General features: G+C 30.6%; 20 protein-coding genes. 7 read left to right on the top strand and 13 right to left on the bottom strand.

All coding sequences use genetic code 11. From position 1 onward, the window contains the following. Positions 1–63: 63 nt before the first annotated feature. Positions 64–1,002 (bottom strand): LysR substrate-binding domain-containing protein, encoded by a 939-nt coding sequence (locus tag BWR22_RS10990; RefSeq protein WP_076733719.1) that lies wholly within the window; start codon positions 1,000–1,002, stop codon positions 64–66. Positions 1,003–1,117: 115 nt separating this feature from the next. Between BWR22_RS10990 and BWR22_RS10985 the strand changes: the two genes are divergently transcribed. Beyond that, entirely contained in the window at positions 1,118–1,597 is a 480-nt protein-coding gene (locus BWR22_RS10985; protein WP_076733718.1) for a Dps family protein, read from the top strand. 231 nt (positions 1,598–1,828) lie between these two features. On the opposite strand, the gene BWR22_RS10980 is transcribed toward BWR22_RS10985, so the two are convergent. From BWR22_RS10980 to BWR22_RS10970, 3 genes are all read right to left on the bottom strand, one after another. After that, entirely contained in the window at positions 1,829–2,854 is a 1,026-nt protein-coding gene (locus BWR22_RS10980) for a hypothetical protein (protein ID WP_076733717.1), read from the bottom strand. Between the two features lie 235 nt (positions 2,855–3,089). Beyond that, complete coding sequence (locus BWR22_RS10975) at positions 3,090–4,322, bottom strand: M48 family metallopeptidase (RefSeq protein ID WP_076733716.1); 1,233 nt, start codon at positions 4,320–4,322, stop codon at positions 3,090–3,092. Positions 4,323–4,405: 83 nt separating this feature from the next. Next, positions 4,406–5,206, bottom strand: a complete 801-nt coding sequence (locus tag BWR22_RS10970; RefSeq protein ID WP_198033375.1) for a TrmH family RNA methyltransferase — start codon at positions 5,204–5,206, stop codon at positions 4,406–4,408. A 165-nt stretch (positions 5,207–5,371) separates the two neighbouring features. On the opposite strand from BWR22_RS10970, the gene BWR22_RS10965 reads away from it, so the two are divergent. The 3 genes from BWR22_RS10965 (at position 5,372) to BWR22_RS10955 (ending at position 11,438) form a co-directional block, all read left to right on the top strand. Beyond that, positions 5,372–9,682, top strand: a complete 4,311-nt coding sequence (locus BWR22_RS10965) for a T9SS type A sorting domain-containing protein (RefSeq protein ID WP_076733715.1) — start codon at positions 5,372–5,374, stop codon at positions 9,680–9,682. A 103-nt stretch (positions 9,683–9,785) separates the two neighbouring features. Next, positions 9,786–10,595 carry a DUF6503 family protein gene (locus BWR22_RS10960; RefSeq protein ID WP_083678291.1) on the top strand — a complete coding sequence of 270 codons (810 nt, stop codon included), beginning with the start codon at positions 9,786–9,788 and terminating at the stop codon, positions 10,593–10,595. 39 nt (positions 10,596–10,634) lie between these two features. After that, positions 10,635–11,438 carry a DUF6503 family protein gene (locus tag BWR22_RS10955; RefSeq protein ID WP_076733714.1) on the top strand — a complete coding sequence of 268 codons (804 nt, stop codon included), beginning with the start codon at positions 10,635–10,637 and terminating at the stop codon, positions 11,436–11,438. A gap of 72 nt (positions 11,439–11,510) precedes the next feature. Here BWR22_RS10955 and BWR22_RS10950 read toward each other — a convergent pair whose 3' ends face one another. The 4 genes from BWR22_RS10950 to BWR22_RS10935 all read right to left on the bottom strand — a co-directional run bounded on the left by BWR22_RS10950 (position 11,511) and on the right by BWR22_RS10935 (position 17,356). Beyond that, positions 11,511–11,867, bottom strand: coding sequence for a hypothetical protein (locus tag BWR22_RS10950; protein WP_076733713.1), 357 nt, complete (start codon positions 11,865–11,867; stop codon positions 11,511–11,513). Positions 11,868–11,871: 4 nt separating this feature from the next. Then, the gene (locus tag BWR22_RS10945) at positions 11,872–13,170 is read right to left on the bottom strand and encodes an amidohydrolase family protein (RefSeq protein ID WP_076733712.1); all 1,299 of its coding nucleotides are present in this window, start codon (positions 13,168–13,170) and stop codon (positions 11,872–11,874) included. Positions 13,171–13,233: 63 nt separating this feature from the next. Beyond that, complete coding sequence (locus BWR22_RS10940) at positions 13,234–16,218, bottom strand: amidohydrolase family protein (protein ID WP_076733711.1); 2,985 nt, start codon at positions 16,216–16,218, stop codon at positions 13,234–13,236. Between the two features lie 70 nt (positions 16,219–16,288). Continuing rightward, the gene (locus BWR22_RS10935) at positions 16,289–17,356 is read right to left on the bottom strand and encodes a DUF3810 domain-containing protein (protein ID WP_076733710.1); all 1,068 of its coding nucleotides are present in this window, start codon (positions 17,354–17,356) and stop codon (positions 16,289–16,291) included. A gap of 96 nt (positions 17,357–17,452) precedes the next feature. Here BWR22_RS10935 and BWR22_RS10930 point away from each other — a divergent pair, with 96 nt between their 5' ends. Next, a complete protein-coding gene (locus BWR22_RS10930) occupies positions 17,453–18,913 on the top strand; it encodes an aminoacyl-histidine dipeptidase (RefSeq protein WP_076733709.1) in 1,461 nt (486 codons plus the stop codon). A 144-nt stretch (positions 18,914–19,057) separates the two neighbouring features. Here the strand turns inward: BWR22_RS10930 and BWR22_RS10925 are convergent, their stop codons facing one another. The 3 genes from BWR22_RS10925 to BWR22_RS10915 are packed head-to-tail and all read right to left on the bottom strand — an operon-like array spanning position 19,058 to position 21,837. Beyond that, complete coding sequence (locus tag BWR22_RS10925; protein WP_076733708.1) at positions 19,058–20,251, bottom strand: peptidylprolyl isomerase; 1,194 nt, start codon at positions 20,249–20,251, stop codon at positions 19,058–19,060. A 31-nt stretch (positions 20,252–20,282) separates the two neighbouring features. After that, positions 20,283–20,825: a gliding motility-associated peptidyl-prolyl isomerase GldI gene (gene gldI, locus BWR22_RS10920; protein WP_076733707.1), complete on the bottom strand. Its 543-nt coding sequence runs from the start codon at positions 20,823–20,825 to the stop codon at positions 20,283–20,285. Continuing rightward, positions 20,818–21,837, bottom strand: a complete 1,020-nt coding sequence (locus BWR22_RS10915; RefSeq protein ID WP_076733706.1) for a DHH family phosphoesterase — start codon at positions 21,835–21,837, stop codon at positions 20,818–20,820. Before BWR22_RS10915 ends, gldI begins: the two co-directional genes overlap by 8 nt. Before the next feature lie 90 nt (positions 21,838–21,927). Here BWR22_RS10915 and BWR22_RS10910 point away from each other — a divergent pair, with 90 nt between their 5' ends. After that, positions 21,928–22,347 (top strand): nucleoside-diphosphate kinase, encoded by a 420-nt coding sequence (locus tag BWR22_RS10910; RefSeq protein ID WP_076733705.1) that lies wholly within the window; start codon positions 21,928–21,930, stop codon positions 22,345–22,347. 101 nt (positions 22,348–22,448) lie between these two features. Next, positions 22,449–25,013, top strand: coding sequence for a M4 family metallopeptidase (locus BWR22_RS10905; RefSeq protein ID WP_076733704.1), 2,565 nt, complete (start codon positions 22,449–22,451; stop codon positions 25,011–25,013). Between the two features lie 142 nt (positions 25,014–25,155). On the opposite strand, the gene BWR22_RS10900 is transcribed toward BWR22_RS10905, so the two are convergent. Both BWR22_RS10900 and BWR22_RS10895 read right to left on the bottom strand, forming a co-directional pair. Further along, positions 25,156–25,347 carry a cold-shock protein gene (locus BWR22_RS10900; RefSeq protein ID WP_013870486.1) on the bottom strand — a complete coding sequence of 64 codons (192 nt, stop codon included), beginning with the start codon at positions 25,345–25,347 and terminating at the stop codon, positions 25,156–25,158. Positions 25,348–25,455: 108 nt separating this feature from the next. After that, positions 25,456–25,752, bottom strand: coding sequence for a DUF721 domain-containing protein (locus tag BWR22_RS10895; RefSeq protein ID WP_076733703.1), 297 nt, complete (start codon positions 25,750–25,752; stop codon positions 25,456–25,458). Positions 25,753–25,760 lie beyond the last annotated feature (8 nt).

The raw sequence follows: 25,760 nt of genomic DNA, 5'->3' as shown, positions 1-25,760 counted from the left end.
TTGTAGTCTTATATAAAAAAAAGCGACTTTAATAGTCGCTTTTTTTATATGCTTAAGTTTAAATTATTTAGCAATAGGACTAATTATTTGTACATTTTGAAATGTAATAGCACCTCTAATAATTCCAGAAATTACATCTTGTAGCGCTTCTATAATTTGCATTTTTAGTTCACTTTTATGGTAAATAATACTTACCTCTCTTGCTGGAGAAGGTGCGCTAAATGGTTTTAAATTATTTCGTGTTTTTTCGCTAATATCTAAAGTATGTAAATACGGTAGGAGTGTCATGCCTAAACCTTCGTTAGAAAGTTTAATTAATGTCTCAATACTACCACTTTCTAATTGAAAACTATCATCGTTATGATCCTTAAATACACGACATAAATTAATTACACCATCTCTAAAGCAATGCCCATCTTCAAGAAGTAACATGTCATCAATATCTAAATCGTCTGTAGTAATTGTTTTTTTTGTGCTTAAACGATGACTTTGAGGTATATAAGCCATAAAAGGTTCAAAATATAATACACGTTCTTTAATAGAATCGTTTTCTAAAGGAGTTGCAGCAATAGCAGCATCTAAATGGCCATCGTTAATTTTTGTAATTATATCTTCGGTAGTAAGCTCTTCTATTTTAAGCTTAACTTTTGGGTACTTTTTTACAAACGTTTTTAAAAACATTGGTAAAAGTGTAGGCATAACCGTAGGTATAATACCTAATTTAAATTCGCCACCTATAAAACCTTTTTGTTGGTCTACAATATCTTGTATTCTATGCGACTCGTTTACAATATTTTTTGCTTGGCTAACTATTTTTTTTCCAACTTCGGTTAGTTCTATTGGTTTTTTACTTCTATCAAAAATTAAAATATCTAATTGGTCTTCTAATTTTTGTATTTGCATACTTAATGTAGGCTGTGTTACAAAGCATTTTTCGGCAGCTTTTGTAAAGTTTTGGTGTTCTGCAACCGCAAGAACATATGATAGTTGTGTTATGGTCATTTATATAGTTTTAAACTATAAAAATATAAAATGTATCAATAAAATTTATAATAATTAACATTTATTTTCTTGGTAACTTTGTTTAAGCAAATAATAACATAGAAAATAAGAAATTATGAAACTAAATAGTTTAGGATTAGAAACAAATAAAGCAAAAGATATAGCTGGAGATTTAAATAATTTACTTGCAAATTTCCAGACCTATTACCAAAATTTAAGAGGTATCCACTGGAATATAAAAGGAAAGAATTTTTTCGATTTACATGTTAAATTTGAAGAATTATACACAGATGCAAATATGAAGGTAGATGCATTAGCCGAGCGTATTTTAACTTTAGGCGAGACACCTTTACATACTTTTGAAGATTATATTAATACAGCAAAAGTACCTGTTGGAAAAAATATTTCTAAAGACGAAGACGCTGTACAATTAATTGTAAACTCTTTATCAGAATTATTGCAAATTGAAAGGCTAATTTTAGATAAATCTGGAGATGCAAACGATGAAGGTACAAGTTCTATGATGAGTGACTTTATTTCTGAACAGGAAAAAACAGTTTGGATGATGAATGCTTGGTTAGGAGAAAGTAACTAGTATAACTAATTATAATATAAATAAAAAAGCACAGTTTAAGACTGTGCTTTTTTATTTGAATTTTAAAAGTTCGTTTATCGGTCTCGGCTATGATTAGTTGCGTGGGTTATCACTTAACTATGCAAGTACACACCAAGTTGGAAATTCCGAAGGAATTTCCAAAGTAGGCGAGAACAAGCAATTACTTATAGCCATTGTTAGCTTTAGTACTTTCAGTGTTTTTTTCAATCCTTAATTTTCTACAACATATATGCTGTTTAAAAAGTTTGAAGGACCTTCATCTAAAACTAATTCAGCTTCATTATTAATTAATAATTTATTAGGACCGTAATTAGCTGAAATTAATTCTCTGACTATTGTATATACATTGCCATCTACTACTTTTAAATCAACAATATGTGATTCAAAACCTTCTGGTGAAATATAATAAGAATCATTATTTTTCTTAATTTCTCTACGCCAACTAACATTATCATAATTAACTATAGTATAGATATCGCTTGAATCAAAAGTTAAGCCTATAATAGAAACTGGGCTAGATATTTCTGAGCCTGTGATAATATTTTTGTAAAAACCTGTAACATCAACACTTCCTATAATAGAACCATATGTAAAGATTTCACTTTCATTTGTTATCATATCATATGCTAAGTAACCTGAGTCAATTGGATTAAAACTATTGTTGATAAAAACACCTAACTTATTATTATCGTTTTTTGAAAAAATGTAAATATCATCATTAACTATTTTGATAGAAGATTGTTGATGTCTAAAAATACAATTTTCAAGAATAACCGTTTTAACACCATTTACCCAATAAACTAAATCATAAGTTGACGGATTTGATATATTCTTTAAATATCCTAAAAAATATTCATCGTCGCCTACAATTAACATATCTGTTATGAATTCTACTTCATAATCTGCTTCTTGAAATTCATCATTTAAATTGGTTAAGTTGCCGTTTTTCCAAAATAAAAAATTGTTGTCAAACAATTGAAAAGAATTATCTCTTCCAAAAACATATACATTATCGTTTTGATATATAATTTTTGAAGCAATAGTATTATTAAGTCCTCCATTATTGAGGGTTATTTCTGAGTTGTTTTTCCAATAAGTAGCGTTTGCCTCTTTTTGTCCAGCAACATATACATCTATTGAGTTTTGAGTAGTTGATGCTAACAAATTGTCATCATTATTACAACTCATAAAAGTGAATAAAACTGTAATTGAAATAATTGAAAGTAATTTTCTCATAATTTATTTTTTTTGGTTCTTATATTTAAGATGCGAAAACTCTTAAAAGGTTGCGTTCATCTTATAAGTATAATTTACTTTTATTCAAATACGATTGCTTATATTTCAGAAATTTGCCGGTTTTGTAATGCCCTTGTGTATTAAAGCTAATGCTTCATTGATATAAAATCGTTTAAATGTTTTATATCATTCGATAAACGAAGTTATCTATTAATTTTAACAATGTCAAATTAGTCTATTGTTTTAAGTTTCTAAAACGCTCTAACAAAGTTGGATGCGAATAATGCATAAAAACGTATGCAGGATGCGGTGTTAAATTGCTTAAACTATTTTTAGATAGTTTTTTAAGCGAAGTAATTAAAGGTTCTGCTTTGTATGTTTTTTTTGCATAATCGTCTGCCTGATATTCAAATTTTCTTGAAAACCAATTCATAATTAAACCAGTAATTGTAGATATTGGAGAATATAAAATACCAAAGGCAATTAAACCAATATGAAAACTAGGTTGTGCTACACCTAATGCTTGAGAAAGTAATGGATTGCCAATTAATAACGATAATACATACAACATTAAACCAGTAAGTAGTAAAGAGGTTACAAGATTAAAAATAATGTGTTTCTTTTTATAGTGTCCAACTTCGTGTGCTAAAACGGCAACTATTTCTTCCTCTTCTAAATCTTTAATTAAAGTATCGTATAGTGTTACTCTTTTCTCACTACCAAAACCAGAAAAATAGGCATTAGCTTTTGTACTTCGTTTAGAGCCATCTATAACAAAAATTTTATCTAAATTAAAGCCTACATGTTCTGCATACCTAGAAATAGCATCACGTAAATTGCCGGACTCTAAAGGCGTTTGCTTGTTAAATAAAGGAACAATTAATCGGGAGTAAAACAGATTAACAAATAAAGTAAAGACTCCAATTAAAACCCAAGCGTATAGCCAAAAATATTGCCCGGATATTTGGTAAAATAAAACTAATAAGGTTAAAATACTACCGCCAACAACAATGCCCATTAACCAACTTTTTAACTTATCTAGAATAAATAGTTTTTTTGTGGTTTTATTAAAGCCAAATTTTTCTTCAATTACAAAGGTTTTATAATATGTAAACGGTGTGGCAAGTACATCGCTTCCTAGCATAATAATGCCAAAAAATATAAGTGTTATTATAATATTGTTTGATGTGAAATTACGAGCCAAAGCATCTACAAAGGCAAAGCCGTCTAAAATGAAAAAAGCTAAAGTTGTAATTAAGGAAAAGGACGCTGTTACTATAGAGAACTTGTAATTTGTTTTTTTGTAATTCTGAGATTTTTGGTACTCTTCTGTATTGTAAACATCTTTTAGCTCTTCTGGTATAGCATCGTTATAATGCTTAGCATTTAGTAAATCTAATATTTGGTCAACACAAAAACTAATAATTAAAATTGCAATAAGTATATAGAATAAAGTGGTTTCTGTCATGTTTAAAAATACAGTTTATTATATTAAAAGTATTAAAATAGAGGTGTTTGGTGATTTTTAAATATAAATTAATTTATAAGTTTTTATTTAAAATCGCGTTGTCTCTTAGCTTCAAATATTAAAATTCCAGCTGCTACAGATACATTCATAGAGTCTATAGCGCCTTGCATTGGTATACTGATGTTTTGTTTTGCAGCTTGCCTCCACGCTTGGCTTAAACCTGTAGCTTCTGTACCAACAACAATTGCAGTTGGTTGCGTGTAATCTTGCTTATGGTAGTCTTGAGATTCTTGTAAAATTGCAGAATATATATTAATGTTTTTAGCTTTAAGAAAAGCAATTATATCTTGAGTAGAACCTGTTGCAATTTGGTTGGTAAATAAACAACCCACACTAGATCGAATTATGTTTGGGTTGTATAAATCGGTTTTAGGATTTGCAATAATTACAGCATCTACATTTGCAGCATCTGCAGTACGTAAAATAGCACCTATATTTCCTGGTTTTTCGGGAGCTTCAGCAATTAAAATTAACGGATTGTTATTTTTAAAACTTAAGGCTTCAATAGTGTTTGTTTTACTTTCTGCTATAGCAATAATACCTTCGGTAGTTTCTCTGTAAGCTATTTTTTGGTAAACTTCTTTGCTAATTTCTATAACTTCTGCATTACCAATATTAAGTGTTTTTAAATTTTCGATATTAAATAATTCAGCATAAAACATAATAGTTTTAATCTTGTAATTGCCTTTTGTAGCTAATTCCATTTCACGAGCACCTTCAATTACAAACAATCCAGTTTTTTTACGTTCGCGAGATTTATCTTTTAATAAAACTATTTGTTTTACTAATGTGTTTTGGGTGCTATTTATTTGTTTATCAATCATTAAAGAAATAATATCTGTATATTTATAGGAAGAAACAAATTTAAGCTAAATCTATTGTTTATACATAAAATATGCATGTATTTTAAATCTTTTAAAATATGAATAAGTAGGAATATTTACTTTTTAATTGTTTTATTAATAATTAACCAACATAACCACGCTATCATGAAAAAACAATTACTATTCGTTTTATTTTCATTACTAATATCTTCAATAATTTATGCTCAAAATGCATCTTTCCAAATATCACCAACTTGCGATGGTGCGGTGGTGAACATTACTGGAGAATCTGGAGGTACTTTTACTTTTAATCCTACACCAACAGATGGTGCAGTTATAGATGCAACCACTGGAACAGTAACTAATGCAATATCTGGAGGTACTTATACTATTGAGTATACAACAAGTGGAACTCAGCCAGTAACGAGTTCAGAAACTTTTACAGTTCTTTTAACTCCTAATGCAAACCAACCTAGTGATTATGAAATATGTGACAACGATGGTGATGGTTTTGCCGAATTTGACTTGACCATAATGAATCAACAAATTCTTGGAGGTCAAGATCCTAATAGTTTTATTGTTTTATATTACTTAACTCAAGCTGATGCTGATGCACAAGTGAATCCGCTTTCAAGTCCTTTTACAAATTATACAAATCCGCAAACAATTTATGCTGTAGTAAATTCTACTTCAGGAAACTGTGTTTCTAATGTAGTGACGTATAATTTGATAGTGAACTCACTAAATATAAATCCACTAGCTTTTGATATGGAGACTTGTGGCTATGGAAATGGTGTTGGTGTTTTTGATTTAACTATTTTCGAAAGTCAGATTACCAATGGAAATTCAAGTTTATTAGTCTCTTATTTTGAAAGTTCTAACGATGCTGTTGCAAATACTAATCCAATAACAAACCCAACATATTACGAGAATTTTAATTCACCATATTACCAAACAATTACTATAAGAATTGAAGATCCAAATTCTGGATGTGTAAATGTAAGTAGTGAACTTTATTTATATGTAAACGAATTACAAGTTGTGCAACCAACACCTTTAATTGCTGCAGATCCAGATAATGATGGTTTTACTCCTTTTGACCTGCATTTAAAAGATAATGAGATTACTGGAGGCGTTCCAAATTATATAGTAACTTATCACGAAACGCAGGTTGATGCAGATAATAATACAAATGCATTAAGCTCTCCGTACACAAATATTGTACAAAATTATCAAACTGTTTATGCAAGAGTTGAGAGTACTTATGATAATTGTTCTGCCACTGTACCATTACAACTATTAACAGAGTATGTGCCTTTTCAAATTAATGAAACAAGTCTTGATGCATGTGATGGTTCTGCCACTGGAGTTGTTATGTTCGATTTAACAACAGCTAATCCAGATATTTTAAGTAGTGTTATTGCAAGTGATTATACTGTTGCTTATTATGAGGTTTACGATGATGCAATATTACAAACTAATGCCATTACAAATCCTTCTACTTACAGTTACAGTCCTAATATTCCTATTATTTATGCAGGAGTAACAGAAACTTCTACAGGTGAATATGTGTTTACTACTATCAGTTTAAATGTAAATCCATTACCAACTATAAATTTTAATGGAGATTATTCAATTTGCGATGGTACATCAATAGTTTTAAACCCTAATACTAATGATGCTAATTATGTTTTTCAATGGAGTACTGGAGAAACTTCTCAAGAAATTGTTGTAACAACAGCTGGTACATATACTGTTACAATAACTAATCCTCTTACAGGTTGTACAAATAGCGATTCTGTAAATGTAGGAGTGGGAACTGTTTTTGCAATAGGAACACCACAAGATTTAATTGCTTGTGATGGAAATGCAGTTTTCGATTTAACAACTACATTACCAGAAATAATTAATGGAGAAGATCCTAACACGTTAACTATAGGTTTTTACGAATCTCAACAAGATGCATTTAATAATGTAAATGAAATTCAGAACCCAACTGCTTATACATCACTTTCAGGTTCTCAAACTATTTATGTGTCGGGTTATTTTAATGGAAGTCAAATAGTATGTCCTGCAATTACTAGTTTTAATTTAGTAACAGAAAATTGTCCGGTGCTAGTGGATTGTGCACAACCAATTACAAGCTCATTTTGTTACGTTAATAATAATACACAACAATTTACTTACACAAGTATTAATGGTACACCGCTACAATTAGTTATTGTTTCTGGACAAGTAGAAAATAATTACGATGAGCTAATAGTTTTAGATAGCGATGGTGTTACAAATTTAAATGCTACACCTTATGGAAATTCTGGAGATGTATCAAACCTAACATTTATTGCCTCTGGAGATTCTATAACTATTTATGTAGATTCAGATTTAAGTATTAACTGTCAAGACAATGGCTATACATCAATAGACTATGTAGTAACTTGTTTTGATACAGCAGCAGTTCCCAACTGTAATGCTTCACTAATAGAGCCACAAGATTTAGCAGTAGATGTAAATGAAAATACAGATTTAACATGGAGCCCAGCTACAGGATTAGTAACAGGATACTATTTAACAGTTGCATTAGCAGATGGCACTGTAGTTTTAAATAATTTAGATGTTGGTAACGTAAATACATACAATGTTGGAACATTAAACTACAATACACAATACTTTGTAACCATTACACCTTATAACGCTAACGGTAATGCAACAACATGTATTACAGAAAGTTTTACTACCAGAGCAGATCCAAATGTAATAGTAGATTGTGCGCAAGGAAATGCTGTAAATACTACTTTTTGTTATATAAATAATGAAACACAACAATACAATTTTTCTAGTAGTGATGGTTCAACTCTATATATTGTATTTAATTCTGGAAGTACCGAAAATAATTTTGATGAGTTAATTGTATTAGATAGTGATGGCGTAACAAACTTAAATGCAGATAATCCATATGGTTTAAACGATGATGGAGACTTAACAGGATTAACATTTACAACAACAGGAACAACTGCAACAATTTATATACAGTCTGATGGCTCCGTAATTGGTTGCGAAAACGATGTTATAGATTTTGATGTGTTTTGTAGTGCAAACATTGGTTTTATTGAAGTTAATGCTTTTTTAGATGATAATAATGATGGTGTTTTTAATGGTACAGATACACCATTTACAAATGGATTTTTTACTTACGAGGTAAATAATGACGCTAGTATAAATACAGTAGAATCTAATACAGGAAGTTTTACAATTGTTAATCAAGTAGAAACTAATACGTACGATATTACTTTTGCTACTAATACTGGTTACGAGAATTGCTTTACAATTTCAACAGCTTTATTTGAAAATGTTTCTGTTGCTAATGGAAGTACTATAACAGTAGATTTTCCTATAACTCAACAAATGCCATGCGAAGATTTAGCGGTATATTTAATACCATTTAGTGCACCAAGACCAGGATTTAATTATTGGAACGACTTAGTTATAGAAAATTTAGGTTCCACAACAATAGCATCTGGAACAGTTACTTTTATTCACGATCCACTAGTAAATTACGTAGACGCTACAGCTTTTAGCTCGCAAGTATCTGTAACACCAAATGCAACAGGAGCAACAGTAGATTTTACAAATCTTTTACCAGGAGAATCAAGAGTTATTTGGTTTAGATTATATACACCTCCAACAATAAATTTAGGAGAATTTGTAACGAGTTCTGCAACATATTCTACGGCAAGTAACGATGTTGTTCCAGAAAATAATATTTCAGTAATTTCTCAAGAAGTTATAGGCTCTTACGATCCTAATGATATAACAGAATCTCATGGGCGTGAAATAGTATATAATAGTTTTATTACAACAGACGAATATTTGTATTACACAATTAGATTTCAAAACATTGGAACAGCCGAAGCTATAAATGTTAGAATAGAAAATACAGTAGATCCATTATTAGATGTTAGTACATTACAAATGTTAAATTCTAAACACGATTATGTATTAACGCAAAACGGAAATCAATTAACATGGGTGTTCGATAATATTAATTTACCAGCACAGTCACAAGATGATTTTGGAAGCAATGGTTACGTATATTTTAAAATTAAACCATCTGCAGGTTATGCAATAGGCACAGTAATTCCAAATTCAGCAGAAATTTATTTCGATTTTAATGCTCCTGTTATTACTAATACTTTTGAAACCGAATTTATAGCACAACCATTATCTGTAGATGAGTTTAATACTAATGGCTTTACACTATATCCAAACCCATCAAATAGTATTGTAAATATTAAACTAAATAATATTACGAAAGAAGATGCTTTTGTAGAGGTAATTGATGTTCAGGGAAAAATAGTTATAAAAAATACTATAACAGAATCACTTCAACTTAATGTAAAAAATCTTGAAGCAGGCGTTTATTTTGTGAAAGTGAATCAAAATAATAATCAAATAATTAAAAAATTAATAGTAGAATAAGAATTCCATAAATATAAGTTAAAAGCTTCAGTTAACACTGAAGCTTTTTTTTGTAATCATTAGATTTGTTTTACGACAGATAAAAAAACCAACAAAAATTTAAATGATGAAAAATTACATTATTGCTGCAGTTCTACTAATTATAGTTTCGGCTTGTAAAGAGAATAAAAAAACTGAAGTAGTAGAAACAACAGATTATAAAAACGAAGTTTTAGACGTTACAACTTCAGTTTATCCAGAAAACCTTACTAAAGTGTTTAATGCTCATGGAGGAATAGATGTATGGAAATCTATGAAATCTCTAGAATACACTCAAAATAAAGACGGTGGAGAAGAAGTAACTATTACAGATTTAGATACTAGAAAAGCATTGTTAGATGCTCCAAACTATAGTATAGGTTTCGATGGAGAAAAGCCATGGTTATTAAATAAAACAGAAACAGGATATAAAGGTTACGACCCAAAATTTGGTTATAATTTAATGTTTTATTTTTATACAATGCCTTTTATTTTATCTGATGATGGTATTAAATATTCTGATGCAGAACCACTTACATTTGAAGGTGTAACATATCCAGGAATAAAAATATCTTACGACAATGGAGTAGGAGCTACACCAGAAGATATTTATGTATTATATTATAATTCAGATACTTACATAATGGAATGGTTAGGTTATACTGTTAACTTTGTACCAGGAATAGATACTGAAGAATTACATTTTAGACGTTACGGCGATTGGCAAAAAGTTAATGGCTTATTAATGCCAAGTACAATAACAGGTTATGGTTTTGAAAACAACCAACCAACAACACCAAAATCTCCTAATGTCTTTACAAACGTAAAAATTACGCAAAAAGCACCAGATGCTTCAATGTTTGTAAAGCCAGAAAAGGCAAATTTTGTAGATTAAATTACACTAAATAAAAACTAAAAAAAACAACAAATTTAAATGAAACACTTATTGTACATCTTAGGTATTGCGCTATTTTTTATTTCATGTAAAAATGAAACAAAAAAAACTGAAGATAAACCAAAAATGGAGACTGAAGCAATTTCAGAATTAGCAAAAACTAATTATCCAGAAGCACTATCTAAAGTTTTTGAAGCTCACGGAGGAATAGATAATTGGAATAGAATGGAAGCTTTAGAGTTCGCTTTAACAAAACCAACAGGAAAAGAAGTAACAAAAGTTAACTTAAAATCTAGAGAATCTTTAATTACAATGCAAAACCACACTATAGGTTTTAATGGTTCTAATGTATGGTTAGATAGTAAAGCAGAAGAGGAATATAAAGGTAACCCTAATTTTTACTATAATTTAATGTTTTATTTTCATACTATGCCTTTTGTTTTAGCAGATAATGGTATTAACTATGAAACCGCTAAACCGTTAATTTTTGATGGCATAGAATATCCTGGTATAAAAATTAGTTATAATGATGGTGTTGGATCATCTTCTAAAGATGAGTATATATTATACTATAATGCTGAAACTTTTAAAATGGAATGGTTAGCATATACAGTAACATACAAAACTCAGGCTAAAAGTGAAAAATGGTCATTTATTAAATATGGAAACTGGCATACTATAGAAGGTATTTTACTACCTGAAACTTTAACATGGTATATAGTTGAAGATAATGTACCAGTAAAAAAACGTAACGATTTACAGTTTACAGATGTTAAATTATCAAGTAAAGCTTTTTCAGCAGAAACATTTAAAAAACCAGAATCTGCTACAGTAGCACAATAATATAGAGTGATATACTATAATAAAAAAAGCGACCTATAGGTCGCTTTTTTTATTACGTAATCTTAGCAATAGTTAATGGTTTGTATTAATTAAAGAAGAAAAATGAGTTTCTTTTGGATTAAAAAAGTTTCCAGTAAACATAACATTATCTAATGCTTGACTTAAATCTATTTTAGAACTTAACTCCGAAAACTTATAAACCTTATTGTTTTCGCTGGTTAAAGCAACAAAATTACTAGTGTCAAAATTGTTTGTAGAATATGAAATTGTTTTTATACTATTTGTAACTACATCGAGTTTATTTTGAGTTGAATAAGAATTATCAATCCCTATAGTAGATATAAACAATGGCTGATTTTTAGTATTATTCTTTTTGTTTTGAGAAAAACTAATAAATGGCAGTAATAAAAATAGTAATAAAAGTCTCATAATTTTAATTTTTATACTTGTTAGAATAGCGCTTGTATAACTCCGTTTGGTGAGATTCTAAACTAATATCTCTACCTTGAATATAAGCTTTTTCTAATTTATTTGTTCGCATATCTAAGGCGTCACCTTCGCTTATAAAAAGAGTAGCATCTTTACCAACTTCTAGAGAGCCAACTTTGTCTTCTATTCCTAATATTTTTGCAGTATTATATGTAATTAAGCTTAAGGCTTGCTCTTTATCTAATCCGTAAGCTGCACAAGTTCCTGCTAAAAAAGGAAGGTTTCTAGCATTCATACGCTCCATGTCACCAGAATTTTCCAAACCTACTAATATTCCTGCATTTACTAATTCGTTGGCTAATTTAAAAGGCAAGTCATAATCATCATCATCATTCTTTGGTCTACTGTGTACTCGCTGTAGCAATACTGGAATATTATTTTCTTTTAATAAACTTGTTACTTTATGTGCTTCATAACCACCAACAATAACAACATGTTTAATGTTGTTTGCTTTTGCAAAATTAATAGCATCTGTTATGCCTCTTTCTGCATCTACATGAATGTATAATTTTTTAGAACCATCTATAAGACCTTGCAGAGCTTCAAAAGGTAAATGTTTTGGAGATTTATTACTCGCTTGGTATGCTTTATTATTTAAAAAATAAGTTGTTAATTCTTCAACTTCATTTTTATAATCTTTATTTTCTTTTAGCATTGTAGGTTCTCCAAGCCACCAGCGGCCACGAGAAAATGCATTTGGCCAATTTAAGTGTATGCCATCATCTTCTTTAATAGCTGCGTCTTCCCAATTCCATGCATCAAAATGTACTACAGATGAGGTTCCCGAAATGCGTCCTCCACGAGGTGTTATTTGGCCTAATAAAACACCGTTTGGTCTCATAGATTCTACTACTTTAGATTCGGTATTGTAGGCAATTAGACTTCTAATATGTGGGTTCATGGCTCCAACTTCATCCACATCGTCACTAGCACGTACAGCATCAACTTCTACTAAACCTAAAGTAGAATTTGGAGCAATAAAACCAGGATAAATATGCTTTCCTTGAGCTTGTATAACGTTACCTTGGCGTGCTATTTTCATCATAGCACTACCAACAAAAGTTATTTTTCCATTGTTAAACATAATTAACGAGTTTTTAATTACGTTTCCATTTCCTAAGTGTGCAGTAGCACCTTCAATAGATATAGCAGTGGTTTGTTTTGGAGCTGGTGTTTGTTGAGCAATTAAAACTACTGAAAATAGTAGAGTAAAAGCTAATATTTTATATTTTAAATTTTTCATCTGAAAATATGATTTTATAATTTTAATTAATCCAATTGTAAGAGTAAGTATAATTATGAAATACTAGAAGTTAGTATCACAATGAAAATGCTCTTTTTCTTTTTTCTCAATTGGTTTAGTTTTTAAGCCTTTGTTTTTAGCTTGCAACATTAAATTTGTTAGTTCATTTTTTTCTTTTTTGATAGCTTCTCGTAATTGTTTATCTCTATCAATATCAAAATATGTAACACCTTCAATAATTGTTTTTTCTGCTTTGGCATAAATTGAAAGCGGATGATCGCTCCATAACACGACATCGGCATCTTTTCCAACTTTAATACTACCAACACGGTCGTCTATATGTAATAGTTTTGCTGGATTTAAGGTTACAAATTTCCAAGCGTCTTCTTCACTAATATCTCCATATTTAACAGATTTTGCTGCTTCTTGGTTTAAGCGTCTAGACATTTCTCCGTCATCACTATTAATAGCTACAGTAACGCCTGCATTATGCATTATTGCAGCATTAGTTGGTATGGCATCGTTAACTTCATATTTATATGCCCACCAATCGCTAAAAGTAGAGCCACCTACTCCATGTGCTTTCATTTTATCGGCTACTTTATAGCCTTCCAAAATGTGTGTAAATGTATTGATGTTAAAGTTAAATTTTTCGGCAACTTTCATTAACATATTAATTTCGCTTTGTACATAAGAGTGGCAGCTAATAAAGCGTTCTTTATTTAAAATTTCGGCAATAACTTCCATTTCTACATCCTTTCGGTATGGTTGTCCGCTTTTCTTTTTAGCATCGTATTCTTTCGCGCGCTGAAAGTAATCTGTATATACTTGTTCAACACCCATTCTTGTTTGTGGAAAACGAACGGTATTATTACTTCCCCAATTACTTTGTTTTACATTTTCTCCTAAAGCAAATTTTATAAATTTTGGTGAGTTTTTGTAAATAAGATTATTAGCTGTTTCTCCCCATTTCATTTTAATAATAGCAGAACGACCACCAATAGGATTTGCCGATCCATGTAGCACCTGTGCAGAGGTTACGCCACCGGAAAGATTATAGTAGATATTAATGTCTTCTGGATTTATAACATCTTCTTGTGTTACTTCGGCGGTAGAATTGTGTCCGGCTTCGTTAACAGATGAAGTGGCAATATGTGTATGTTCGTCTATAATTCCGGCTGTTAAATGTTTGCCTTTACCGTCTATTATTTTTGCATTAGATATATTTAAGTTTTGTCCTATTTTGGAAATTTTTCCATCTTTAATTAATACATCGGTATTTTTAAGAATTCCTTCTTCTTCATTAGTCCAAACAGTAACATTTTTAAATAAAAGTGTTTCTTGTTTTGGTAAACTTTCAAAACCATAAGCCATATTTGGATAGGTTACTGGATAAAACTTATCGACTTTTAGTTCATTATCATTTTTATCATCTTCTTTTTCTTTTTTGTCTTGAGATTTAGAATCTGTTTTTTTTGTAGCTACAAAAACGGTGTCATTTCCGTTTGGAAAAATAGCTTTACCATTTAAGACAGACGTATCTTTAATATTTGCAACTAAACGAATAAATTCTTGCTTTGTAGTGTCTGTTGTTGAGAAAGTTAAGTTTAACCAGTCGTCGTTAAAACTAATTTTAGATCCTAATTTTTTATCATTAGTTTTAACTTCAGATTTTAGTTTTTCAAGTTCACCTTTAATTGTTAATTCGTAATCTGTGTTTTTTAAATTAAAAGTATAGTTACCTCTAATATCTTTAGTATCTATTGTTTTTAATTCGTTTTTAACACCAGTTACCCAATTTTGATAAATAGTTGTTTTCTTATCAAAAATATCTCCAGAAGTTACAAGGAAGTTTGCATAAGCACCTGTTTTTAAAGTTCCTATTTCATTACTTTTTCCAATAATTTTAGCAGGAATTGTGGTTAAAGCAGCTAATGCTTTTTCTTTAGATAAGCCAGCTTCAATTGCTTTTAAAAGATTAGGCATAAACTCCTTTGCTTCTTTTAATTTATAGGTTGATAATGCAAACGGTACATTATTATCTGCTAAAATTTTTAGATTATATGGTTTTTGGTTCCACTCACGCAAATCTGATAATTCTACAGACTGTGCTAAAAATGGATTTTCCATATCATAAGCATCTGGAAAATTAATGGGTAAAATAAAAGTTCCATTTGTAGCTTTTATTTCTTTTACATATTCATATTCATCACCACCACCAACAAAAACATATTGTGTGTTAAATTGATCTCCAATATTATCTAAGCGTAAAGCGTTCATTTTACTCCCAGCTTCAATAATTTGTACTTGATTTTTATTTTTATTAAAAGCTTCTAAAGTTCTATCTGTTTCTTTTGCGGCTCCTGTAGCGTACCATTTTGCATCCATATATACTTGACGCAGCAGTGCAAAAGCGCCCATAATAGAAGTAGGATAAGCTTGTTTAGATGTTTTGCTTTTTTGGGTGCCTAAATATTGTGCAGACTGTTCTTTAAGAATTCTATTTGCATCTGTACCATTAGAGTTTAATGCAATTAAAGTTCCTGTTCCGCGAATAATACCATCATCTATATGCGTATTTACAACACCAAAACCAGCTTGTAATAACTTTTTAGCTTCTGCAGTATCGTACTTAAATAAATCTATAGCATTTTGTTCTGCTCTAATATGGTCATTCCAGTAATATCCTTCTCGAGTTGCATCATACTGTGGACGACGAGAATTATTATCTGGTCCTTTAGGTTTTTCTACGCCAAAAGTAGAATATAAGTCTATAAAAGATGGATAGATACTTTTACCAGACAAATCTGTAATTACTGCATTTTTAGGAATTGAAACACCGTTGCCAACAGAAACTATTTTACCGTCTTTAATCACTAAAGTTCCCTTCTCGATTACTTGAGTAGGAGAAACATAGATTTTGGCGTTAGTTAATACCGTGTAGTTTGTGTTTAACGTTTTTACACCGTCATTTTTTGGAATGTTTTCTTGTGCAGAAAGACTTAAAAAACACACCGTAAAAATAAATAATAGATAATTTTTAATCATGATTAAATATAAAAGAAAATTAAGTTTTAAAGATAGTACATTACAATGGCTTTATTGTAAACTGTAAATGTTAAAGTGTTTTGTTTTGTAGGTAATTTACCAGCAAAGCAACAACATAACTATAACTTTTCATACCTCCTTTTTGGTTGTTTGCTACTAAAAAAGTATTGTAAGTATTTTGAAATAAAGGTTCTATTGGGTTTTTATGGGCGTCCCAAAATTCCCGAACTTCTTGATAGTTTTTTAAAATTCCTGGGTTTATAGTTTTTACAAGAGCTTCATATTGCTCTGGACTTCTTCTGTAAATTTCATGAAGGCAATGGCGTAAACCAAATGTAAAACCAGAATATTTAAAATAAACATCTTTATTGTGTGTAGCAGCTAAAAAGCCTATAAAATTGGCTTCGTTTTCTGCAGCATAACCTAATTGGTGTGCCACTTCGTGAGATGCAGTTGTTGGTATTTTAAAAACAGGAATATAACTATTTACTTGAGCCTCGTTGGTTAACGGATTTAAATAACCACTAAAACCCATATAAGTTAAAGGCATACTTAGTAGAGATTTTTTTATGCTTTCTCCATTATATTCTAAATGTGGAAATGTTTTTTGTAATGCAGAATAACCTTGAGGAACAAGTTCTATAACTTTAGATTTAGAATAAGGAAACTCAATTTTAATTGTATCGTTTTTTGCAATTTCTAAATGAATAAAATTAGATTTTTGTATTAAATTTTTAGTGACATTAATAAGTTCTTCTGTAGTATAATCTGCTTTTAAATTTAGGTTTTTATGTAATGGTAATCGATAATAATTTATAGCCCAAAATAAATGAAACGCAATGTATATTATGGATAAAGCCGCAAACACGTCTATAATCCAGTTTTTTACATCTTTATACATTCTTTTTCTATTAATTATAAGCCATCTTATAATATAAATAATAGCAAAGACATATATAAAGTCTCCAAAAGAAAATGGTAACCAACCTAAAGTGTATCTAAACAGTTTTGAAACTATTGGATATAAAGCTTTACTATAATAAGTTTCTACAAACTCTGGAAATTGCGAGAGTAATTTTATAATTAAAAAAGCAGGAATTATAGAAACTGCAATTAGAATTTTTTTGTTTTTCAGCATACTTCAAAAATAGTTAATTTTCTGTTAGACTTATTAGGTTTTTATATCGCAACAAGTCTTTTTTGTACTTTAGCAACTCATAAAAATAATTATAAAATGAATACTGAAATAAGAGCCTTAGAACCAAAACAATTATGGAATAAATTTGCCGACTTAAATGCAGTGCCAAGACCTTCTAAAAAGGAAGAGCGTGTAATTGCATTTATGAAAGATTTTGGTGAAAAACTAGGTCTAGAAACGATTGAAGATGAAGTAGGAAATGTTATTATTAAAAAGCCTGCAACAAAAGGTATGGAAGATCGCGTAACTGTGGTTATGCAATCTCATTTAGATATGGTACACCAAAAAAATGCAGATACAGAATTCGATTTTGACACTCAAGGTATCGAAATGTACGTAGATGGCGATTGGGTTCGTGCAAAAGGTACCACATTAGGTGCAGATAATGGACTAGGTGTAGCCACTATTATGGCCATTTTAGAAAGTACAGATATTGCACATCCAGCTATTGAAGCGCTTTTTACTATAGATGAAGAAACAGGGATGACTGGTGCTATGGGTTTAAAAGGTGGATTATTAACTGGAGGCATATTACTAAATTTAGACACAGAAGAAGATGATGAAATAGGAGTAGGTTGTGCCGGCGGAATAGATGTAACTGCAACAAGAACTTATGAAGAAGAAGAAACACCTGAGTTTAAAATTGGTTATCAAATTACAGTTAAAGGTTTGCAAGGTGGACATTCTGGAATGCAAATACACGAAGGTTTAGGTAATGCTAATAAAATTATGAACCGTTTATTATTTGATGGTTTTGAAAACTTTGGTTTACGTATTTCTGAAATTGATGGAGGTAGCCTACGTAACGCAATACCAAGAGAAAGTAAAGCAATAGTAGCTATAGATGCTATGCATGAAGAAGCGTTTAATACTGAAATGCAACAACTAGCAAACACTATTAAAACCGAATTAAAAACTATGGAGCCTGATTTAGAAGTTGTTGTTTCTAAAATAGATACTCCAGAAAAAATAATGGATTTAGGCGTTCAAGAAGGTTTAACGCGTGCCATTTATGCGGCATTAAATGGTGTATATCGCATGAGTGCAGATATTAAAGACTTAGTAGAAACCTCTAACAATGTTGCACGTGTTATTGTAAAAGATGGTGCCATTAAAATTGGTTGCTTAACTCGCTCCTCGGTGGAAAGTTCTAAATTTGATTTAGCCAATACACTACGAGCAACTTTTGAGTTAACAGGTTGTGAGGTTGAATTATCTGGTGATTATCCGGGTTGGACACCAAATATGGATTCGTCTATTTTAAAAGTTTTAGATAGCTTATACGAAAAGATGAATGGAGAAAAAGCTCATGTTGCTGCTTGTCACGCTGGTTTAGAATGTGGTATTCTTGGTCAAAACTATCCGGATATGGAAATGATTAGTTTTGGACCAAACATTAAAGGTGCTCACAGTCCAGATGAGAGAGCTCAAATTTCTTCAGCACAAAAATATTGGAAATTTGTTTTAGAAATTTTAAAAGAGATTCCTAAAAAGTAATTCGTTCTTTTGTAAAAGAATTTTTATAAAAAAGTAAAAAGCACAATTTTAAGTTGTGCTTTTTTGTTTAGTTATATAATTGCAAATAAAAAGCCTTTTAAAATTAATTAAAAGGCTTTTTTGTATTGGGTATAACAGTAGTTATTATTTAATACCTTCTATTTCAATATCAAAATATAAATCGGTATTTGGTGCTACTCTTGGCGCACGACCTGCAGCTCCATAACCTAAATAACTAGGAACGTAAACTCTAGCTTTATCTCCAACATTCATTTTTAACATTGCTTCTCTAAATCCAGAAACCAAAGTTGCAGACTCATTGTAAACTGAAGGGAAAGGCTTGTAAGCTCCTCCTTTGTCTTGTTGCTCGTTATATTGGTTCATTTCTTTAGCAACTTCTGCATAGGTTGTGTAAAGTAAGTTGCCATTCATAAAGTAAGCAGAGCAATTTACTAATACTGTATCCGAGCTTTTTGGTTTAGCTCCGTTAGGTGCTTTGTCTAAAATCATAACCATTCCTGTTGGCGACTCGAAAACTTCACCTTTCATGTCTGCATTTGCTTTTATAAAATCTTGAGCGGCAACTTTAGATTTTTCTTTAGCCTCTTCTTCTTGCTTTTTAAGAGTTTCTTCAATACGTTTTGGTAAAAGCGGTTCTTTTTCTGTAAATACTTTTGCAGCATCAAATGCTTTTGCATCAGCACCTTTTCTAATAATTTTTAAAGAATTAATTACCACATCTGTTGTAGGTGTTGTGTTTCTACTTCCAGATACTGGTACATTAGAAATAGAGTCTTGTACTTCAAGTCCTTTTACTAATTCTCCAAAAACCGCATGACAACTAACACCACGTGCGCTACAATCTTTTAAACTGCCATCTTCACCAAAAGCATTTCCTCTTACATATGGTACTTCAGTTATAAAAAATTGAGAGCCGTTAGTATTTAAACCACCAGAATTAGCCATAGATAAAATACCAGGCTTATCGTGTTTTAAATCTTTATCAAATTCACTGTAAAATTTATAGCCAGCACTACCCATTCCTGTTCCGGTTGGGTCTCCACTTTGAATCATAAAATTATTCATAACTCTGTGGAAAATGATACCATCGTAAAATGGTTTTCCTTTTAAAGAATCTTCTAATTTAGGGTGTGTTCCTTCAGCTAAACCAACAAAATTTGCAACCGTTACTGGTACTTTTTTGTAAAATAATTTAGCAACCATTGTACCTTTTGTAGTGTTAATTTCTGCATACAATCCATCTTCTAAATCTGGATATTGATCTTGGCAAGAGAATGCACTCATACTTACCAATAAGGCGATAATAAAAAGTTTCATAGTGTGTTTAATGTTATTCATCTTTTAATAATTATTTTTTTGTTGTGATTGAATTTATTGTGACTTTACTAATTAATGGTGTGTTTCTACCAATTTTGTTTTCATCTCCATAATAGCCATAAGCTTTTTGTGAAGGAAATATAAAAGTAAATGTTTCTCCAGCTTTCATTAACTTTAGGCCTTCTCTTAAGCCTGTAAAAAGTTCCTCTTTATCCATAGCATAATTTCTATTTTTTAATTCTGAAGCAGTATAAATAGTTTGACCATTTAATGCCGAAAGATTAAAATCGAAATTTACAATATCTCCAAATTTAGGAGTCATTGAGTTTGTAGTGTTTACTACAGAATCCTTAGATACCCAAAAACCATATTCTGAAGCTTTAAATTGCATGCTATCATGAGCTTTAATATAATTTTCGATAGCTTTTTCTTCAGCTTTTAAAAGTTTTTTGTTTCGTATCGCAGATTCTTTAATAAAAGAGCCTGTTTTTACAGTTTCTGGCTTTCTGGCTTCTGGTGATTTACAAGCGAATAAGCTTATAAAAATAAAGCATGTAAGCAAAAGTTTATTCATTATTTAGAGCTTTACTATAAGCAGGTAATATACTAATAAATTTTTCAACAGTAGATTCTAAAGAGGTGTCGCTTTTTCCACCAGCAGCATTAGTATGTCCTCCTCCTTCAAAGTGTGCACGAGACATTTCGTTTACAGAAAAATCGCCTTTAGATCTTAAAGATATTTTAATAATGCCTTGATTTTTGTCTTCAATAAAAATAGCAGCTAAAACGGTTTTGTTTAAAGACAAGGCATAATTTACAAATCCTTCGGTGTCTCCTTTTTTATAATCTAAGTCACGTAACTCTTGTTGAGAAAGCGTAATGTAAGCAGTTCTATACTCTGGTAGAACTTTTAAATTACTTAGAGCACAACCTAGTAGTTGTAAACGATTATAGCTATTAGTATCGTAAACGTTGTTGTGTATTAGTGTATTATCGGCACCTTTATCTATTAAATTAGCAATAATTCTATGCGTAGTACTAGTTGTAGAGCGAAATCTAAACGAACCAGTATCTGTCATAATACCAACATAAAGGCAAGTTGCTATATTATTATTTAACTTATCTAAAGCATTTAGTTTATCTATAAAGTGATATACCATCTCGCAAGTAGAACTCATAGATACATCGCTAAACATATATTTAGCATAATCGTCTGGTTGTTGATGGTGATCTATCATTATTTTTAAACCTTTACTATTAGCTAAGAGCGCTTCCATGTTTCCAGTTCTATGAAAAGCATTAAAATCTAAAGTAAAAATTATGTCTGCTTCATTTATAAAAGCTTCTGTTTTTTCTTTTTCGGTTTCATGAATTTCTATAGTCTCTACTTTTGGTAGCCATTTTAAAAAATCTGGAAAATCATTTGGAGCAATAACTTTTGCATTATGGTTTAATTGTAACAAATATTGTAAAAGCCCTAAAGTAGAGCCAATAGCATCTCCATCTGGGTTTTTATGAGGTATAATTGCAATTTTTTTTGGAGTAGCAAGAAGCGATTTTATCTCCAGAATATCTTGTGTAGTCATAGGTCGCGAATATACAATATTTTAGTATGGATTACTCTTGTTTTTTTGAAGAAATACACTACTTTTGCACCAAATTTATAAAAAAATATTATGGCAACAAATAGAACATTTACAATGCTTAAGCCTGATTCTGTTGAAAAAGGAAACATTGGTGCAATCTTAGAAAAAATTAATGCTTCTGGTTTTAGAATCGTAGCAATGAAATTAACACAAATGACAACAGCAGATGCTGAAGCATTTTACGCAATACATAACGAAAGACCTTTCTTTGGTGAGTTAGTGGAGTACATGACTCGTGGACCTATTGTAGCTGCAATCTTAGAGAAGGATAATGCTGTTGAAGATTTTAGAACTTTAATTGGTGCTACTAATCCTGCAGATGCTGCAGAAGGAACTATACGTAAGTTATATGCTGCTTCTATTGGTGAGAATGCCGTACATGGTAGTGATAGTGACGAAAATGCTGCAATTGAAGGAGCTTTTCACTTTTCAGGAAGAGAAATGTTCTAAGCATTTAACCGATAAAAATAAACACTTAAGCCTAATTTTAACACGTTAGGCTTTTTTTGTACCTAATAATCAAGTACTTTAGCGTGATTTAAAAAAAAACTATGAGATTATTAAAAACTACACTTATCCTTAGTTTAATGTTTACCTTTTTTTCTCAAGCGCAAAATCGAGAAAAAGCAATTGAAAACTTTAAACAAAAAACAAATGCTTTAATTACAATTAATAAGCATTCTAATGTTCCAGATTTTATTAGATTTTCGAATACGAGTCCTTATAAAATAACAGGAAGTTCTCTTTCTGAAAAAGCATTTAATTTCTTAAATGAAAATAAAGATATTTTTAGTGTAAATGATGTAAAAAGTGACTTTAAATTAGAGTCTTCAGAAATTGATAATATTGGTTTAAAACGAGTAATTTTAAATCAATATTATAATAATATACCAGTTTACGATGGAAAATTATTATTTCATTTTAATACAGAAAAAAATATAACTGCCATAAACGGTAATTATATTTCAGGCATTAAACTAGATGCTACACCAACATTATCAAAAACTGAAGCAAATGCATTAGCTATTGAAGCAATAATTAATCAAGAGATTAATTTTTCTGGAGAAACATTATTAGTACATAATAGTAAATTATATGTGTTTCAAAAAGGATTAGCACAAGGTTATAAAGGTGCAAATTATTTGGTTTACGAGGTAGAGGTAAGAAATAATGCAGATGTTAGAGAGTATGTTTTTGTAAATGCACATACAGGAACAATTGTGGAGCAGTTTACAGGTATTGCTCATGCATTAGACCGTGTGGTTTATGAAAATAATTTAAGTACAGTAGCATGGCAAGAAGGTGATGCTTTACCTGGTAGTTTAACAATCTGGCAACGTAATGAGGTAGAAGCATCAGGGCATATTTATAACTTTTTTGAAAATGCTTTTAATTATACTTCTTATGATGATGCAGATGCGCAAATGGTAACAATTAATAACAATCCAAATATTAATTGTCCTAATGCAAACTGGAATGGTACAACAGCTAATTATTGTGATGGAACTGCATCTGATGATGCTGTTGCTCATGAATGGGGACACGCATATACAGAATATACAAGTGGCTTAATTTACCAGTGGCAATCTGGAGCAATAAATGAATCTTATTCTGATATTTGGGGAGAAACTGTAGATTTATTAAATAATTATGAAGATGCAGATGAGAGTTTGGCTTTAAGAATAACTTGTAACAATAGTGATCGTTGGAAAGTAACAGAAGACGCAACTGCTTTTGGAGGCGCAATACGAGATATGTGGAATCCAAATTGTAATGGTCATCCTGGCAAAGTTACCGATGCTCAATATTGGTGTAATACTACAGATTCTGGAGGAGTACACATAAATTCTGGTGTACCAAACCATGCTTATGCTTTATTAGTAGATGGCGGTACATATAATGGACAAGTAATAGGAAGTATTGGTTTTACTAAGGCAGCACATATTTTTTGGAGAGCGCAAAGTCAATATCTTACAGCTACAAGTGATTTTTTAGATTTAGCTAATGCCTTAGAGGCTTCTGCAAACGATTTAATTGGTGTTAATTTAGAAGGTTTATCTACAACTTCAACTCCAGCAGGTCCTTCGGGAGAAATTATAACAGCTTTAGATGTACAACAGGTTACTAATGCTGTACTTGCTGTAGAGTTACGTATTGAGCCAACGCAGTGTGGATTTACTTCTATTTTAGGAGATACACCACCAATTTGCGATACCGGATTAAATAATCCAATCTTTTTCGAAGATTGGGAAACAGGAATGGATGGCTGGAGTGTTTCTCAAGTAACAGTATCACCAACTTGGACGTCAAGAGATTGGCAATTAGAAACGTCTTTACCAAGCGGTAGAGCAGGAACAGGTATTTATGCTGTAAATGCACCAATAGGTGAAGTGTATGGAGGTGATTGTCAAACCGATTTTCAAAATGGAAGTATGCAGTTAGAAAGCCCAATCATTACAATGCCAGATGTTACAACAGGTGTTTTTGAAATGGCTTTTAATCATAATGTTGCAACAGAACCTAATTGGGATGGTGCAAATATTAAATATAGTTTAGATGGCGGTGCTTGGACACTTGTTCCATCTGCAGCTTTTTTAACCAATGCTTATAACGGAGCTATTAATGGAGGTCAAAACGATAATCCTTTGAGTGGCGAAGATGCTTTTACAGGTTCTGATGAAGGATCAAATAAAGGAAGTTGGGGAAGTAGTAGTATAGATTTATCTTCTTTGGGTGTCACAGCAAATAGCACAATACAGTTTAGATTTGATTTGGGTTCTGATGGTTGTAATGGATTAATTGGTTGGTATTTAGATGAGGTTACAGTTTATAATTGTACTTACTCTCTTTCTACTAAAGATTTTGATGCTATAAATAATTTTGTAAAAGTATTCCCAAATCCATCAAATGGAATCTTTAATTTACAGAAAACAGGACAGCTAAATTTAGAAAAAGCAGAAATTTACGATATAAATGGACGTTTTATTCAATCTGTAGATTTATCTAATATGAATGATGTTAAGGCAATAGATTTATCTAATGTAGCTTCTGGATTATATTTTATGACTGTAAGTTCTAAAGAAGCTAAAACAGTTATTAAATTAATGAAACAATAGGTAATAAAAAAGATAAAAAAAAAGCGCAACCAATGGTTGCGCTTTTTTTTATTACAAATACGTAATTAGGTAATTGTTTTAAAATAGAAAAGCCCACTAAAAGTGGGCTTTTCCTGTAATAAGGTAAATTGAATATATATAATTATATAACTTTTACGTTTACTGCGTTCATACCTTTACGACCTTCTTGAAGATCGAATTCTACTGCATCTCCTTCACGAACTTCGTCGATTAATCCAGAAATGTGTACGAAATGGTCTTTGTCTGATCCTTCTTCAGTTATAAAACCGAAACCTTTAGAATCATTGAAAAATTTTACTGTGCCTTGAGCCATTTTAAAAAAATTTAATTTATAATAAGTAACAAAGATACTATTTTAAATTTAACAATCTATTTTTATTTTATTAAGTAACAATTAATTAACCTTAAGCCTAAAATAATATTAGCGTAGCACTATTTTTTTTATAATATCTTTACCAAGTTCTTCATTTAAAAGTTTAATTATTTTATCTTTTCCATAGCTTAATTCTTCACGTAAAGCACTAGAACTTAGTTGTACATAAAGTGTTTCGTTTTTTAAGTCAACAGTTGTGGTGTAATTATTTACTCCATTTCCCATTAATTTTACCCAAGCATCGCGAACATTTACTTTATTTAAACCTTTTTCTAATTTGTTACTTTCAACAAAGTCTTTAAGTGCATCTTGAATGTTTAATATACTATTATTTCTTTTTGCCATGTTAATTT

The organism is Lacinutrix venerupis, assembly GCF_001971745.1.
In the GTDB taxonomy this organism is placed as follows: Bacteria; Bacteroidota; Bacteroidia; order Flavobacteriales; family Flavobacteriaceae; genus Lacinutrix; species Lacinutrix venerupis.
The sequence above is the reverse complement of the archived record's forward strand: the minus strand, read 5'-3'. Positions and strand labels throughout refer to the sequence as shown.